The sequence below is a fragment of the Anoxybacillus gonensis genome, assembly GCF_001187595.1.
GTDB classification, from domain to species: Bacteria; Bacillota; Bacilli; order Bacillales; family Anoxybacillaceae; genus Anoxybacillus; species Anoxybacillus gonensis.
In genome coordinates this window covers 1,914,828-1,930,808 of the sequence record NZ_CP012152.1, presented here as the reverse complement: position 1 = coordinate 1,930,808, position 15,981 = coordinate 1,914,828, and the positions used below count along the sequence as shown (strand labels likewise).

Below are 15,981 nucleotides of genomic sequence, written 5' to 3'. Positions count from 1 at the left end.
AAGAGTAGGCAAACTACTTGTCAAGAAAGGAAGTTTGCCTATGAATAGATGGAAACGAATGGTGGAGCATATTCGCACACATCGACAATTGTTTCTTTTGTTAGCAATTGGCGGGTTATATTCCCTTAGCATCGCCTTGTCAAATACGTTTGTAAACGTATACGTTTGGAAAAAAGTAAACAGTTTTCAAGCCCTAGGTGTGTACAATTTAGCTATTGTGACATGGCAGCCATTGGCGTTTGTCGTCGCTGGGCAAATGGCTAAAAAAATTGATCGTGTCATCGTTTTACGAATGGGTGTGACGTTTTTAGCGTTCTTTTTTTTAGTCGTACTATTTAGCGGAGATCGAGCGATGAACCATTTATTTTTACTCGGCGGCTTGCTCGGCATCGGTTACGGATTTTATTGGCTCGCATTTAACGTATTAACGTTTGAAATTACTGAACCAGATACGCGTGATTTATTTAACGGATTGCTTGGTGCGATGACGTCTGTCGCGGGAATGATTGGCCCACCGCTTGCAGGATGGGTCATTGCTTCAAGCGAGAAGTTTACCGGGTATATGGCGATTTTTTTAGCTTCTTTATGCTTATTTATTGCTGCTGTCATATGTAGCTTTTTTTTGCATCGCCGTCGTTCAGCAGGACAATTTGCGCTTCGTTCTGTATATGATGAGCGAAAGAAAAATAAAAATTGGCGAATGATTACAAACGCCCATTTTTTTCAAGGATTTCGTGAAGGAACGTTTGTGTTTATTGTTTCCGTTTTTTTATTTATGGCGACAGGAACTGAAAAATCGCTCGGTGTATTTGGATTTGTTAATGCAGTCGTTTCGTTTATGACGTACTCGTTTGCGTCTAAGTGGATGAAGCAACAATGGCGGTTGCGTGCCATTTTGTTCGGTGGTGTACTGTTGTATGCTTCCGTCTTTTTCATTGTTTTTGATTTATCGTATGTAAAGTTAATTATCTATGGTGCGTTAATCGCCATCGGATATCCTATTTTACTCGTTCCATATTTATCGCTTACATTTGACGTCATTGGTCAAAGCAATCATGCGAAAGAATGGCGAATTGAATATATTGTCATGCGGGAATTGTTTTTAAACGGTGGTCGCGCAACGTCTGTTTTATTGTTTTTATTAGCTATTACGTTATTTGACGCAAAAGAGGCGATTCCATCATTAATGTTAATTGTTGGATCTGGTCATTTCATTATTTATTTTTTTGTGCGTCGCATTCGACTTTCTATGTAGAAATTTGCGAGCGTTTCTTTTACAATGAGGAAGGAGCAAGTAAAGGAGGTGCTCGCGCGTTTTGAAACAAATACAACATGCTCAAAAAGCGAAGAAAAAGAAAAAACGAATGCAGTTGCCATTTCGGTTAAACGTGCTATTTTTTATTGTATTTTTACTCTTTTCCGCGCTTATTTTACGGTTAGGTGTCATTCAAATTGTTTACGGTGAACAATATCGGAAAGAAGTTGAGCGCACAGAAAACGTTACAGTCAATACACCAGCACCGCGCGGAAAAATTTATGACCGCAACTATCAAGTCGTCGTCGATAACGAGCCGCTTCATGCGATTACGTATACACGCACACAAACAACGAAGCCGTCGGAAATGATTGAAGTAGCTAAAAAGTTAGCTGCATATATTGAAAAGCCGACTGAACGTGTCACAGAGCGAGATATAAAAGATTATTGGATTTTAACAAACGAGGAGAAGGCAAAAGAAAAAATTACAGAAAAAGAATGGAAGTTGTTTCGAGAAAAAAAATTAAAAGATAAAGACATTTATCAATTGCAACTTGAGCGCATTACAGAAGAAGATGTACAAAAGATTAAAGAACGTGAGCTTGAGGTTGTTGCTATTTTTCGGGAAATGAATAGCGGATACGCTTTAACTCCGCAAATGATCAAAAACGAAGGAGTCACAGATGAAGAATATGCAGTCGTTAGCGAGCATTTAGAAGAGCTACCAGGCGTAGATGTGACGACAGATTGGAACCGCCAATACACATATGGGGATACGTTTCGTACAGTGCTCGGAAATATAACATCGTCAGAAGAAGGGGTGCCGCGCGAAAAGCTTGACTATTATTTAGCGCGCGATTATAGTCGAAATGATCGTGTAGGAAAAAGTTACATTGAAGCACAATATGAAGATGTATTGCGCGGGCAAAAAGCAAAAATAAAAAACGTGACTGATAAAGCGGGAAATATTATCGAAACGATTGAAGTGTCGCAAGGACAACGTGGAAAAGATATCGTTTTAACGATTGATATGGAGTTACAAAAACGTGTGGAACAAATTATTGAAGAAGAACTCATGACAATGAAGCGACGCGGCGGAACAGAACTGCTTGATCGCGCTTTCGTTGTGATGATGGATCCGAATACAGGAGAAATTTTATCGTTAGCTGGGAAGCGGTATACGCGTGATGAAAACGGAAAAGTCGTGTTAAAAGATTATGCCCTTGGAACGATTACATCTGCTTATGCCATGGGATCAGCGGTAAAGGGAGCGACCGTATTAACAGGGTTTCAAACGGGTGTCATTCAACCGGGCACGGTGTTGATTGACGAACCGTTATATATTAAAGGGACGCCGACGAAAAAATCGCATAGCGGTATTCGTCCAGGACCGATGAATGATTTAAAAGCGCTTGAAATGTCGTCAAACGTTTATATGTTTAAAACGGCGATTGCGATTGCAGGTTCTACGTATCGTCCACATCAAGCGCTCCCGATTAAAAAAGAAGCGTTTTCCATTATGCGGCGCTATTTTAATCAGTTTGGCTTAGGGGTGAAAACAGGCATCGATTTGCCTGGGGAAATTATCGGATGGCCTGGACAAAGTACGCTTCCAGGGCATTTGCTCGATTTAGCCATTGGACAGTTTGATGTATACACGCCAATTCAAATGGCGCAATACGTTTCAACGATTGCGAACGGTGGATATCGCATTCAACCGCACGTTGTCAAAGAAATTCGTGAACCGATTAGCGAAAAAGATCAAATGGGGAACATCATCTACTCATTTGAACCGAAAGTGTTAAACCGCATTGATATGAAAACAGAGTATATTGAGCGGGTGCGTGAAGGTTTTTATCGCGTCATGCACGGTTCAAACGGAACAGCACGGGCGTTTTTTGCCAACGCTCCATATGACCCAGCGGGAAAAACAGGGACGGCACAGGCGTTTTACGATGGACCGATCAAATCAAGACGAATGACACCAACATACAATTTAACGTTAGTTGGCTTTGCTCCGTACAAAAATCCAGAGGTGGCGTTTGCTGTCGTCGTGCCGTGGGTATATCAAAATCCGAGAAACCATTATCCGATCAATAACTATATCGGAAGAAAAATTTTAGACGCGTATTTTGAGTTGAAAAAGCAACGTCAATTTGGTGAACCATCTCCTACTGAACCGTTGAATAATGAGGAACAAACAATGGAAAGATAAAAGAAAGCGAATTTACAAAAGCTTAACATTCGTTTAAAACGAATTTAATACCTTTCCATTATTCTATAACTCGTGGGACAAAATTAATTGAAAAAGTAGGGGGAAATCAAACGATGAAGAAAAACAAATGGTTTGCACTCGCAGGTGTAACAAGCGCTGTATTAGCATTCACAACAGCATGTGGCGGCGGCGCTGAGCAAGGTGGCGAAAATGGCGGAGAACAATTAAGTGGAAACGTTGTTGTAGATGGATCATCTACTGTTTATCCGATTGTTGAAGCTGCTGCTGAAGCGTATGCGGGTGAACAACCAGATGTAAAAGTATCTGTTGGTTTGTCCGGAACAGGTGGCGGATTTGAGAAGTTTACAAAAGGGGAAACAGATTTTTCAAACGCTTCTCGTCCAATTAAAGATGAAGAAAAGAAAGCCGCTGAGCAAAATGGCATTCAATTTGAAGAGCTTCAAGTTGCGTTCGATGGTCTTTCTGTTTTAGTGAATAAAGATAACGACTGGGTTGATTATTTAACAGTTGATGAGTTAAAGAAAATTTTCACATCAGGTGCAGTAAACGGTGATGACAAAGTGAAATGGTCAGACATTCGTCCAGAATGGCCAAATGAAGAAATTAAATTGTTCTCACCGGGACACGACTCTGGTACGTTTGACTACTTCGATGAAGTGATTTTAGATGGACAACCGTTAAATAAAACAGCGCAATTATCTGAAGACGATAACGTGCTTGTTCAAGGAATTGCAGGAGATAAAAATGCTCTCGGTTACTTCGGATTTGCGTACTATATTGAAAATAAAGATAAATTGAAAGCTGTGCCAATTGATGGTGGAAACGGTCCAGTTGAGCCAACCCACGAAACGATCCAAAGCGGTGAATATGCACCACTTTCTCGTCCATTATTTACGTATGTGAACGTAAAAGCGTTAAAAGAAAAAGCACAAGTGTATGATTTCGCGAAGTTTTTATTAGAGAACGGTGCGGAGTTTGCTGAAGAAGTAGGTTATGTCGCACTTCCGCAAGAAAAATATGACGAGCAATTGAAAAAGCTTGAAGGATTAAAATAACGAAGCGTAAAGATGAGAAGCGACACCACGGTCGCTTCTCATCTTGCCATGAATTTGGAAAGGGGTTTTCATATTATGGCGATGACAGATGGGAATCGTTCATATTCCGTCCGTGACATGATTAAAGAAAATAAGAAAAAGCAAAGCGGACAACAATTTGTTGAATGGTTAATGCCAAAGTTGTTATTATTGACAGCGACCATTTCAATTTTGACGACAATCGGTATTTTATTTACGTTGTTATTTGAAACATTTATTTTCTTTGAGCGAGTATCGATCGTTGAATTTTTAACGAGCAAAGAGTGGCTTCCATGGGATGAAAAAACAGGTTCGTTCGGTGTCGCTCCGCTAGTGACGGGAACGCTTTTAACGACGGCGATTGCCATGGTCGTTGCGATTCCAATCGGCTTAGCTTCAGCGATTTACTTGAGTGAGTATGCGTCTGAAAAAGCAAGAAAAGTATTAAAACCGATATTAGAAGTGTTGGCGGGAATTCCGACGATTGTGTACGGATTTTTCGCATTAACGTTCGTTACACCTCTTTTACAAAAAATTATCCCAGATTTAGGGATTTTTAACGCGTTAAGCCCTGGAATTGTCATGGGGATTATGATTATTCCGATGGTTGCTTCTTTATCTGAAGATGCGATGAGTTCTGTGCCAAACTCCATTCGTGAAGGAGCGCTTGGCCTCGGTTCAACGAAGTTAGAAGTTGCTTTAAAAGTCGTCCTTCCTGCAGCGACGTCAGGTATTGCGGCATCGTTTATGCTTGCGATTTCTCGTGCTGTTGGTGAGACGATGATTGTAGCAGTAGCGGGTGGTTCATCTCCAGTCTTTACGTTTGATGTGACAAAGTCGATCCAAACGTTAACAGCATACATTGTTCAAGTGACAACAGGAGATGCCGGATACGGTACAACGGTGTATTACAGCATTTATGCAGTCGGTATGACGCTGTTTGTATTTACATTAGCCATGAACTTACTCGCGCAATACATTTCTCGTCGCTTTAGGGAGGAGTATTAATCATGGAAAAGTTAATTGATAAACAACGTGTCGTTCAACATATGAACGGCCGTCTATTGAGAAATAACGTGTTAAAATTTTTATTTTTCTTAGCAACGTTGTTTGGCCTTATTGTTCTCGTCGTCCTTCTATATCGGATATTCACTCAAGCAATTGGCTGGCTAAACATGGACTTTTTAAATAACTTTCCTTCTCGCCGTCCTGAAAATGCAGGGATAAAAGCGGGGTTAGTCGGTTCGTTATGGTTGATGGTCATCGTTGCTCCTGTTTCGCTCATTCTTGGGGTTGGAACAGCGATTTACTTAGAGGAATATGCGAAAAAAAATCGTTTTACAGATTTTATTCAAACGAATATCTCAAACTTAGCAGGTGTTCCGTCGATCGTATTCGGTTTACTCGGTTTAACACTTTTCGTTCGTGAATTGAATTTAGGTCGTAGCATTTTGGCGGCTGGTTTAACGATGAGTTTGCTTGTTCTTCCTGTTATCGTCGTTGCGGCACAAGAGGCGCTTCGTGCCGTGCCGAATCAATTGCGCGAAGCATCATATGGTATGGGAGCAACGAAATGGCAAACGATTTATCGCATCGTTCTTCCAGCAGCGATCCCTGGTATTTTAACAGGTAGCATTTTAGCATTATCTCGTGCGATCGGTGAAACAGCACCGCTTGTCGTTTTAGGTATCCCGACGTTTTTAGCATATTTACCACGTGGTATTCTTGATACATTTACAGTTATGCCGATGCAAATTTATAACTGGACGTCGCGTCCGCAAGCTGATTTCCAACATGTAGCGGCAGCTGGAATTGTCGTATTGCTCGTTGTGTTAATCTTTATGAACTCGATTGCCATTTTCATTCGCAACAAGTTTCAAAAACGTTATTAATTGCGCGTTGAAAGGGGAACTTATTAATGGAATTAACAGTTGTGAAAGAACGTAAAAAACAAGCTGAAGAACGAAGCGAAAAAAATGTTGTGTATCGCACGAAAAACTTAAATTTATGGTACGGCGAACATCATGCGTTAAAAAATATTGACTTAGATATTTACGAAAATGAAGTGACAGCGATTATCGGTCCGTCAGGATGCGGAAAATCAACGTATATTAAAACGTTAAACCGAATGATTGAACTCGTGCCGAGCGTGCGTACATCTGGAGAAATTACGTATCGCGGCCGCAACATTTTTGATAAATCATATCGTGTAGAAGAATTGCGTACGCAAGTTGGAATGGTATTCCAAAAGCCGAATCCGTTCCCGAAATCAATTTATGATAATGTAGCATACGGTCCGCGTATTCACGGTATTCGCGATAAGAAAATTTTAGATGAAATTGTTGAAAAAAGTTTGCGCGGTGCAGCGATTTGGGATGAAGTAAAAGACCGCTTGCATACGAATGCATATGGATTATCGGGTGGACAACAACAACGTTTATGTATCGCCCGCTGTTTAGCGATTGAGCCAGATGTCATTTTAATGGATGAGCCAACATCGGCGCTTGACCCTATTTCAACATTAAAAGTAGAAGAGCTTGTGCAAGAACTAAAGAAAAACTATAGTATTATTATCGTCACACATAACATGCAACAAGCTGCTCGTATTTCTGATAAAACGGCCTTCTTCTTAAACGGTGAAGTGATCGAGTATAGCGACACAGACAAACTATTCTCGAATCCAGACGATAAACGAACAGAAGATTACATTACAGGTCGATTTGGATAATCGGATAAACAATCGTGCGGGCGTGCTCGCACGATTTTTTCAAAATAAAAGGGGGAGTGAATATGGCTGTACGTGAAAAATTTGATTACGATTTACAAACGTTGCGCGATCAACTATTACAGCTCGGAAGTCTTGCAGAAATTGCACTAACTCAGTCGTTTGAAGCGTTAAAAACAAAAAATAACGATTTAGCATTACAAGTGCTTGAAAACGACACAAAAATTGATTTGCTTGATGAGGAAATTAACGATTTTGCCATTTTATTAATTGCGAAACAACAGCCGGTTGCCATTGATTTGCGCCGCATTATTGTTGCCATTAAAATTGCCACAGATGTTGAGCGTATGGCAGATTTTGCTGTTAATATTGCGAAATCCGCTATTCTCATCGGTGAACAGCCGTTTGTCATCCCGTTAAATAAGTTAGAAAAAATGCATGAAATTGCGGTAAATATGCTTTCATTAACGTTAAAAGCGTATTATGAAGAAGATGTTGTTGCTGCGAAAAAAGTGGCTGATATGGATGATGAAGTCGATCGTCTGTACGGGGAAACGATTCGAGAGCTGCTTGAGCGCACAAAAGCACATCCAGATGCGATGTCGCAAATTACTCAGCTCTCGTTTACAGCACGTTACATTGAGCGCATTGCAGACCATGCAACAAACATTGCGGAAAACGTCTTTTACTTAGTAAAAGGAAAACATTACGACTTAAACGATTAAAGCAAAAAGGATGTCCAACGTCGGACATCCTTATTTCGTTATTTTTCGTGCGATTTGTTCGTATGACATGTCGCTTGTTATGACGTATGTTCCGGGGCGTACTGCGCGCGTTAATTCATGTGCATCCAAATATGTTAAAAATGATTGAGCGTCATCAATAATATGTGCTTGTTGTAGACGCTTTGCAATGTCGCGACTAGCTTCCCCTTTAGCGATTGTTAACGTATAAATGTATGTTTGTTTTTGCGACGGTGTTGTTTTTTTCGTTTCTTTTTTTAATTTTTCGAGTGCATTCGCTAGTTCATTTCGTTCAGCAACGAGCTGTTCATATTGTTTTTCGCTTATTTTGTTGGGTTGTAGTTGTTTATGATTCGTATAATAAACGATACCTAATATCGTTGTAGCAAACAATATCCCAGCTGCAAAGGCACGCGTTGTCCTTTTCATCGTTCATTCCTCGCAATCATTATATTCACCTCATCTATCGGCATGTTGAGCTTGCGAGCAATTTGCTCTTTTGTCCAGCCTTGTTTATATAAGTGGGCGATTTGCTCTTCATTTGAAAACGACTCAATTCCAATCAGCAATTCTTCTTCAAGTGCTTTTACGCGCTTTTTTACTTCGTATAACTGTTGCATCGTCGATAATGTTAACTGTTCTACTTGTTCTTCTACTTCTTTCATCCGATCTCTTTGGAAAAAAGAAATAAGCAATAGTATGATAGCAAAAGAAACGAGTCCGATAAATGTATATTCGATCATGTTTTTCACCCCACTTTATTATACATAGGAATGTAGCGATCATGCATCATTTTCGTGTCAAATCGACAATTTTCATCTATTGTCCGCAAGTAGTTGTCATGATATGATGGAAAAAAGTGTGCTTTCACTTGGGGGGGATTTGTTGTGAAAGCGGTTATTATGGCAGGGGGAAGAGGAACGCGGCTACGTCCGTTAACTTGCCATGTTCCGAAGCCAATTGTACCGATTATGAATAAACCTGTGATGGAGTATAGTATTGAGTGGTTAAAACAATACGGAATTACAAACATTGCTGTAACGGTTCAATATTTAAGCGACGAAATTATTGAATATTTTGGGGATGGACGCCGATTTGGTGTACATCTTCATTATTTCGAAGAGACGACGCCGCTTGGAACGGCGGGAAGTGTAAAACATGCTCAGTCGTTTTTAGACGATACATTTGTCGTCATTAGTGCAGATACGTTGACGACGATTGATTTACAGCAAGCGATCAATTTCCATTTCTCCAAACAAGCATTAGTTACCGTTCTGATGCACCACGAAGCGACTCCTCTTTCATACGGTGGAATTGTAACAGATCGACATGGGAAAATTATTCATTTTGTAGAAAAACCAAAATGGAATGAAGTGTGTACCGATTTGGTGAATACAGGGATTTACATTTGTCATCCAGCTATTTTTGATCATATGCCACAACATCCACCTTACGATTTTAGCCAACATCTTTTTCCATATCTCATTCAACACGAATACCCGATATACGGATGGCAAGCAGATGGATATTGGTCCGATATTGGCGTCATTGAGCAATATCATCAAACACATATCGATTTACTCAATCAACGTTTCGTTCCTTCTCACTATAAAGAAATGGTCCCGAATGTATGGGTGGGAAGAGGGGTTAAGATTGCACGCGAGGTAAAATTAGAAGGGCCAATCATCATTGGGGATGATGTTCGTATCGATGAATTTGCCACAGTTGGGCCTTACACGGTCATCGGTCCACGCTCAGTCATTAGTAAACATGCATCGTTAAAACGATCTATTGTTTGGTCCGACGTATATATTGATCAACATAGTGAATTGCGCGGGGCGATCGTTGCTAATGATGTGTACATTGGCAAAAAAAATGAAATATTTGATTATGCGGTCATCGGAACAAAATGCAAACTAGAAAATAAAGTGAAAGTGCAGCATGAAGCGAAAATTTGGCCGAATAAAACAATTGCCGAAAAAACGAAAGTGAAACATTCGATCGTATGGGGGGAACAACATACGAAAACGTCGTTTAGTGAACAAGGAATGAAAGTGCGGGCATATATTGATGCCCATCCGCTGTTTATGACGAGGCTTGCTTCCGCGTACAGTAGCTTATGTGAAAAGGAAAGCCGCATATTAATTGGCTTTGACGGCCATCCATTTTCGAGAGCGATGGGCATGTTATTTGCCGAATGTTTACACATGTATGGCATCCATACAAATATATATGAAGGTGGATATTTGCCAGCTTTTCGTTATATTGTGCCCCATAAACAGTATGATGGCGGTGTATTTATTACGATGAATGAACATGATGAATTGATCGTTGACATCCATGATGAATACGGCTACCCGATCGATCGAGCGATGGAACGAGCCATTGAACAACAAATGAAACATGAACATGCTTGTTACGTGTCCGTGACAACAATCGGTGAAGCGATGAAACAAAAGGAAAAAGACGAATTGTACGTTCGTGCCTTACGACAATGGGTTCCTTTTTCGTCATCGGAACAATGGAAAGTCGTTGTTTGTAGTTCCCCTTTACTGCGGGAAATCATTGAACATACACTTCAGTCGTTTGCCATTCAAGTCGTTTGGACAGAACATCGAGATGACGAACATATTGGCAAGCAAATTAAACGAGAGCACGCTCATTTTGGGATCGCATTTGATCGTTCAGGCGAACGTTTTCGAATTTTTGACGGACAAGGAACGGCATTGACGAACGAAGAAGTCATTTCATTACACGTATTAGTATCGCTTTTGTTTCATGAAACGAAAAAAGTAGCTGTTCCTTCTTGGGCTCCATCGATGTTGCATACGTTAGCAGAACGTTTACACGGCGATATCGTGTATGTGAAAGATGCGAGACGAGATTTTTTGTTTGCTCATCACCATGAACCATTTCATTTTTATTTTGATGGATTGTATGCGTGTGTGCAGCTGTTTCATTTGTTAGCTATTGAACGTTGTTCTCTCCGCACGGTTATTTCGTCTATTCCGACGCTTCATTTATCATGTCGCGATGTTTATTGCCCGTGGAATGAACGTGCAGCAGTGATGCGTAAATTGTTAGAAGAATCGTATGACAAACATGTTGATTTCACAGATGGTGTAAAAGTGCACCATGAAGATGGGTCATGGACGCTTATTTTGCCAAAGGTAGATGAACCGACGTTAACGATTTATTCACAAGCAACAAACGCTCAAAAAGCAAAAGAATATACAAAATACTATATAAAGAAAATTCGGCAATATCAAAACGTATAAAATTCATATGGAAATTGTTTAAGAAAAATGATATGATGGAAAGGTATGATTACAATACTTTTGTTTGGAGGGAAAGAACGATGCGTGTAAATATTACGTTAGCATGCACAGAATGCGGCGAACGCAACTATATTTCAACAAAAAATAAGCGCAATAACCCAGAGCGCCTTGAATTGAAAAAATATTGCCCACGAGACAAAAAAGCAACAGTTCATCGTGAAACGAAGTAAGCAGTAGGATTTTTTTCCTGCTGCTTATTTTTTTATAAAATAGGGGGAAGGATAATGAATAAGAAACAATTACGACAACAAATGAAACGACGTCTCTTACATATGACAAAAGAAGAGCGAAAGAAAAAAGAGAACGTCATTTACGATATATTATTTCAGCAACATGGTTGGCAAAAGGCACAGATGATCGGTATCACGATTTCACGACAAATTGAAGTAGATACGATTTGTATTATTGAACGAGCGTGGCAAGAAGGAAAAAAGGTTGCGATTCCGAAATGCGATGTCGCAACAAAACAAATGACGTTTCGAGAAATTGATTGTTTTCAACAAATAGAACGCACTTTTTTTGATTTATATGAACCGATTGTAGAAGAAACGAGAGAAGTACAAAAACATGAAATGGAGCTACTATTCGTTCCAGGTCTTGCTTTCGTTCGGCAAGGGTATCGTCTTGGCTACGGTGGAGGATATTACGATCGTTATTTAGTCGATTTTCCGAACGACACCCTTTCTATTGCATACGATTGTCAAATTGTTTCTATGTTGCCGATTGAACAACATGATATTCCTGTTCAAAAGATGATTACGAATGAAGGAATAATCGTTTGTGAAAGCGAAACATAAAACAGCATAAGCGCTTTCATATTGTACAGGAGAAAAAATTAACAAAATGTTAATAATTCATGCCTCATAAACTTTGTGAAACAGTGTACAATGTAATTGTGAAACAGATAAACAATGCACATATTGTAAAATGATATATAATGAAAGGTGGAAGGAATATGTCAAATAAAGTAAATCGTGTTGTTTTAGTTGGGACCGGTTTTGTCGGTTCAAGTTATGCGTTTGCCCTTTTAAACCAAGGGGTGACAGAAGAGCTTGTTCTTATTGATATTAATAAAGAAAAATCTGAAGGGGATGCGATGGACTTAAACCACGGTATGCCGTTCGCTCCATCGCCAACAAAAATTTGGTTTGGTAATTATGAAGACTGCAAAGATGCTGATCTTGTTGTGTTAACAGCAGGGGCAAATCAAAAACCGGGAGAAACACGATTAGATTTAGTGGAGAAAAACACGAAAATTTTCAAAAACATTATTGATCAAGTCATGGCGAGCGGATTTAATGGCATTTTTCTCGTTGCAACCAATCCAGTTGACATTTTAACATATGCAACATGGAAGTTTTCTGGCTTACCGAAAGAGCGCGTCATCGGTTCAGGAACGATTTTAGATACAGCTCGTTTCCGTTATTTGCTAGGGGAATATTTCGATGTTGATACACGTAACGTACATGCTTATATTATTGGGGAACATGGCGATACAGAATTGCCTGTTTGGAGCCATGCATTTATCGGCTGCCGCCCAATTGCTGATATGATGAAAGAAAAACCACAATATAAACAAGAAGATTTAGATAACATTTTTGTGAACGTACGCGATGCTGCGTATCAAATTATTGAACGAAAAGGTGCGACGTACTACGGCATTGCTATGGGACTTGTTCGCCTAACAAAGGCGATTTTACAAAACGAAAATAGCGTCCTTACTGTTTCGGCTTACTTAGAAGGACAATATGGTCAAAACGATATGTACATTGGCGTACCAGCGATCGTAAATCGTAACGGGATTCGTGAAGTCGTCGAATTGCAATTGAACGAAGAAGAAAAAGAAAAATTTGCTCACTCTGCCAATGTGTTAAAAGATGTAATGAAACGCGTTGGGTTGCAATAGGTTGTCTCATGATGAGGCAACCTTTTTATAATTTTGATGGGAAAAGGGAACGGTAAACGTGAGGAGGGTGATCATATTGAATGGAAAAACATTGATTGTCACTTTAGTCGCTGGGCTTGTTCTTTATCGGTTTCGCTATCGAGTATTGAATGAAATATTGAAGCGAGAAGCGGTTCAAAAGCGGGTCATCCAATGGGGAATGTCCATTCCATTTATTCGCCAACGTCTTGTACCAACATTATTTTTACAAAAGTACAAATAGTTGCGCTTTGTAAAAGAGTGTGGTAAAAGAAGGGTATGATAGCGAAGGGAGAGGGAAGGTTGAGCATTCGCTTTGACTTTGTATATTGGCAAATGATGTTTCAATTTTTGCAAGCGAACTATGAAATCGTGTATTTATCGCCTGATGAACGCGAAGTTTGGTTGCAATCTACCCGTGAGCGAAAGGCACCACTCGTTCGTCTCGTTCGTACGGACATGGATTGGAGCGTATCGTTAAAAAATGATATGCAACGCGCCATGACTGCCGTTGATGAATGGCGGAGGCGACAATTTCGTCGGCAGCTTCAAGTCGTTAACATATATGCTATGATGTACCCTCCTGTTGACGATTGGGAACTGTACGTTCATCGGCCGTTAACGACTGAACGAGTACATATGAAAACATTTGTGATGCATATAAACAATATGTATGCCGTGCTACATGAACTAAACATGTTGTTTCATCAATCATTGAAAGTATATGTACCTGATGATTCTCCGATGTTACAACATGAATTACAAACGTTTAAACAACACGTATTATCGTTTGCTGAGCGAATGTATGAAAAGGAACGGAGCATATTTGAGCGCGGAAAAGCGAGATGGACATACGTATTTATTGCTTTACAAATCGTCATGTTTTTTATTTTAGAATGGAACGGCGGAAGTACAAATACGCGAACATTGATTGAATACGGAGCAAAATTTAACCCGCTCATTTTGCAAGGGGAATGGTGGCGCTTTTTTACACCGATCGTTTTGCATATCGGTTTTGTGCACTTGTTTATGAATACGTTTGCATTGTACTATTTAGGTCCGCTCGTTGAAAAACTGTACGGTTCGCTTCGTTTTTTATTCATTTATCTTTTTGCTGGTTTTTCAGGTTCACTCGCTAGCTTTTTATTTTCACCGTCCGTATCTGCGGGAGCGTCTGGGGCGATTTTCGGCTGTTTTGGAGCTTTGCTGTATTTCGGAAAGGCGCATCCACATTTGTTTTTTCGAACAATTGGCATGAATGTGTTGACGGTCATTGGGATTAATTTAGCGTTTGGTCTCGTTGTTCCAAATATTGATAATGCCGGCCATATTGGCGGCTTAATCGGTGGATTTTTAGCTGCAAGCATCGTTCATCTCCCAAAAGAGCGTGCTCGTCTTGGACAATGGTTGGCCGCTTTGTTCACAGCGGTCGTTACGGCGATTTGTTTATATATTGGCTTTCAACGACCGCTAGCGGATCAAGCGCAACTCATTCTTGCATTGTCAAAACAGTATATTGATGAACGGGAATACGGTGAAGCAGAACAAATGTTAACACTCATCAATGAACAAGATACGCAAGCATATAAAGCAGACTTTTTACGTGCGTATATTCGTATTCAACAAAAAGATTACGATGCAGCGAAACAGTATTTATATGCTGCCGTCGAAAAAAACGACCGTTTTCATGAAGCGTTTTATTATTTAGCGTTATTGTATGCAGAAGAAAAAAATTATGAAAAAGCAAAACAAGCAGTAGAGCGTGCATTGCAGATTCATCCAGACGATGAACAGTATAAACAATTATTGTTTGAAATCGAGCAATTGCTTTAATATGACAAGTTCTCCATCTGCTGCTTCTGTCACGACAAACAGCTTGCTGTAATCTTTTTTAATTAAAATGAGTGGAACGGTACTGCCGATTGGGGATTCAATCGCACCGTTCTGTTTTTTTATGCCTAAAAAATAATTTTTATATAATCCTTCCCATAAGTTTCCGATCATCACTTCTGTTTCATTTAGCGTTAAATCCATAAATGGCTGTTCATTATATTGAACAAGCTCAGTTAAGTACAAATGGTAATAATCATCTTTTGACAAAATGCTTGCCATTTGGTTAGCCGCTTTGTTGACAATAGCTTGTGTTTGTTTATTTAACGCGCTTGCCCATGTTTTTTGTTCGTTTGTCGTCGGTTTGCGAAACGATTGAAGCGGGGCAAAAGATGAATCGATCACATACAATACATCGCCGCTCATTTTTTGACTGCTCCGAATATCATCGCCGTTATGCAACTCTCCTTGATGGTATGAAATCGCTTGAAATAATCGACTTCCTTTTTGCTCGATTTGTTTTTGCTGAATGAGTTTTTTTCCGTTTTCTTTCCACTTTGATTGGATAGCAATAAGCCGCCCATTAGCAAATAACAAAGAAATATCTTGTCGTAAGTAGGCGGTTCGATCAAGTGATGAAGTGACGATCCAATCGATCATATAGCGCGTTTCTTTCTTTTTTGGGTGCAACGATAATTTTGTTTGAGCCTCTGTAAAGCGAACAGTCGGGTCGATCGGAAAAAACATAATCGTTTCACGAGCCGGTCGCTCGAACGTTTGGATGATAACGACAAACACAAACAGCAATATAAATAGTGATAATAGACGTTTCATCTCATTCCTCCGGTCAAGCTTAC

The 15,981-nt window shown here is 39.8% G+C and carries 16 protein-coding genes; 13 read left to right on the top strand and 3 right to left on the bottom strand.

The genetic code is table 11. The features are described from left to right. Positions 1-40: 40 nt before the first annotated feature. From AFK25_RS10150 to phoU, 7 genes are all read left to right on the top strand, one after another. A complete protein-coding gene (locus AFK25_RS10150) occupies positions 41-1,255 on the top strand; it encodes an MFS transporter (protein ID WP_035066713.1) in 1,215 nt (404 codons plus the stop codon). 61 nt (positions 1,256-1,316) lie between these two features. Then, entirely contained in the window at positions 1,317-3,470 is a 2,154-nt protein-coding gene (locus AFK25_RS10145) for a peptidoglycan D,D-transpeptidase FtsI family protein (protein WP_035066716.1), read from the top strand. 113 nt (positions 3,471-3,583) lie between these two features. Next, positions 3,584-4,546 carry a PstS family phosphate ABC transporter substrate-binding protein gene (locus AFK25_RS10140; RefSeq protein ID WP_035066719.1) on the top strand — a complete coding sequence of 321 codons (963 nt, stop codon included), beginning with the start codon at positions 3,584-3,586 and terminating at the stop codon, positions 4,544-4,546. Between the two features lie 75 nt (positions 4,547-4,621). Then, a complete protein-coding gene (pstC, locus tag AFK25_RS10135) occupies positions 4,622-5,572 on the top strand; it encodes a phosphate ABC transporter permease subunit PstC (protein ID WP_009373983.1) in 951 nt (316 codons plus the stop codon). A gap of 2 nt (positions 5,573-5,574) precedes the next feature. Further along, entirely contained in the window at positions 5,575-6,456 is an 882-nt protein-coding gene (gene pstA / locus AFK25_RS10130) for a phosphate ABC transporter permease PstA (protein WP_009373981.1), read from the top strand. A gap of 26 nt (positions 6,457-6,482) precedes the next feature. Further along, a complete protein-coding gene (gene pstB / locus AFK25_RS10125; RefSeq protein ID WP_009373980.1) occupies positions 6,483-7,292 on the top strand; it encodes a phosphate ABC transporter ATP-binding protein PstB in 810 nt (269 codons plus the stop codon). 62 nt (positions 7,293-7,354) lie between these two features. After that, a complete protein-coding gene (gene phoU / locus AFK25_RS10120) occupies positions 7,355-8,014 on the top strand; it encodes a phosphate signaling complex protein PhoU (RefSeq protein WP_035066723.1) in 660 nt (219 codons plus the stop codon). A 30-nt stretch (positions 8,015-8,044) separates the two neighbouring features. On the opposite strand, the gene AFK25_RS10115 is transcribed toward phoU, so the two are convergent. Continuing rightward, the gene (locus AFK25_RS10115; protein WP_035066726.1) at positions 8,045-8,461 is read right to left on the bottom strand and encodes an endolytic transglycosylase MltG; all 417 of its coding nucleotides are present in this window, start codon (positions 8,459-8,461) and stop codon (positions 8,045-8,047) included. After that, complete coding sequence (locus AFK25_RS10110) at positions 8,458-8,775, bottom strand: competence protein CoiA family protein (protein WP_019416919.1); 318 nt, start codon at positions 8,773-8,775, stop codon at positions 8,458-8,460. Before AFK25_RS10110 ends, AFK25_RS10115 begins: the two co-directional genes overlap by 4 nt. A gap of 144 nt (positions 8,776-8,919) precedes the next feature. On the opposite strand from AFK25_RS10110, the gene AFK25_RS10105 reads away from it, so the two are divergent. From AFK25_RS10105 to AFK25_RS10080, 6 genes are all read left to right on the top strand, one after another. Beyond that, positions 8,920-11,310 carry a sugar phosphate nucleotidyltransferase gene (locus AFK25_RS10105; protein WP_035066729.1) on the top strand — a complete coding sequence of 797 codons (2,391 nt, stop codon included), beginning with the start codon at positions 8,920-8,922 and terminating at the stop codon, positions 11,308-11,310. An 80-nt stretch (positions 11,311-11,390) separates the two neighbouring features. Next, complete coding sequence (gene rpmG / locus AFK25_RS10100) at positions 11,391-11,540, top strand: 50S ribosomal protein L33 (RefSeq protein WP_004889517.1); 150 nt, start codon at positions 11,391-11,393, stop codon at positions 11,538-11,540. 54 nt (positions 11,541-11,594) lie between these two features. Further along, complete coding sequence (locus AFK25_RS10095) at positions 11,595-12,167, top strand: 5-formyltetrahydrofolate cyclo-ligase (RefSeq protein WP_035066732.1); 573 nt, start codon at positions 11,595-11,597, stop codon at positions 12,165-12,167. 158 nt (positions 12,168-12,325) lie between these two features. Further along, the gene (locus AFK25_RS10090) at positions 12,326-13,276 is read left to right on the top strand and encodes an L-lactate dehydrogenase (protein WP_009373973.1); all 951 of its coding nucleotides are present in this window, start codon (positions 12,326-12,328) and stop codon (positions 13,274-13,276) included. A 76-nt stretch (positions 13,277-13,352) separates the two neighbouring features. Beyond that, positions 13,353-13,538: a hypothetical protein gene (locus tag AFK25_RS10085; protein WP_009373971.1), complete on the top strand. Its 186-nt coding sequence runs from the start codon at positions 13,353-13,355 to the stop codon at positions 13,536-13,538. Positions 13,539-13,573: 35 nt separating this feature from the next. After that, the gene (locus AFK25_RS10080; protein WP_049720896.1) at positions 13,574-15,127 is read left to right on the top strand and encodes a rhomboid family protein; all 1,554 of its coding nucleotides are present in this window, start codon (positions 13,574-13,576) and stop codon (positions 15,125-15,127) included. Here the strand turns inward: AFK25_RS10080 and AFK25_RS10075 are convergent. After that, positions 15,098-15,958, bottom strand: a complete 861-nt coding sequence (locus AFK25_RS10075) for a hypothetical protein (RefSeq protein ID WP_035066735.1) — start codon at positions 15,956-15,958, stop codon at positions 15,098-15,100. The two genes, AFK25_RS10080 and AFK25_RS10075, sit on opposite strands and share 30 nt — an antisense overlap. Between the last annotated feature and the right edge of the window lie 23 nt (positions 15,959-15,981).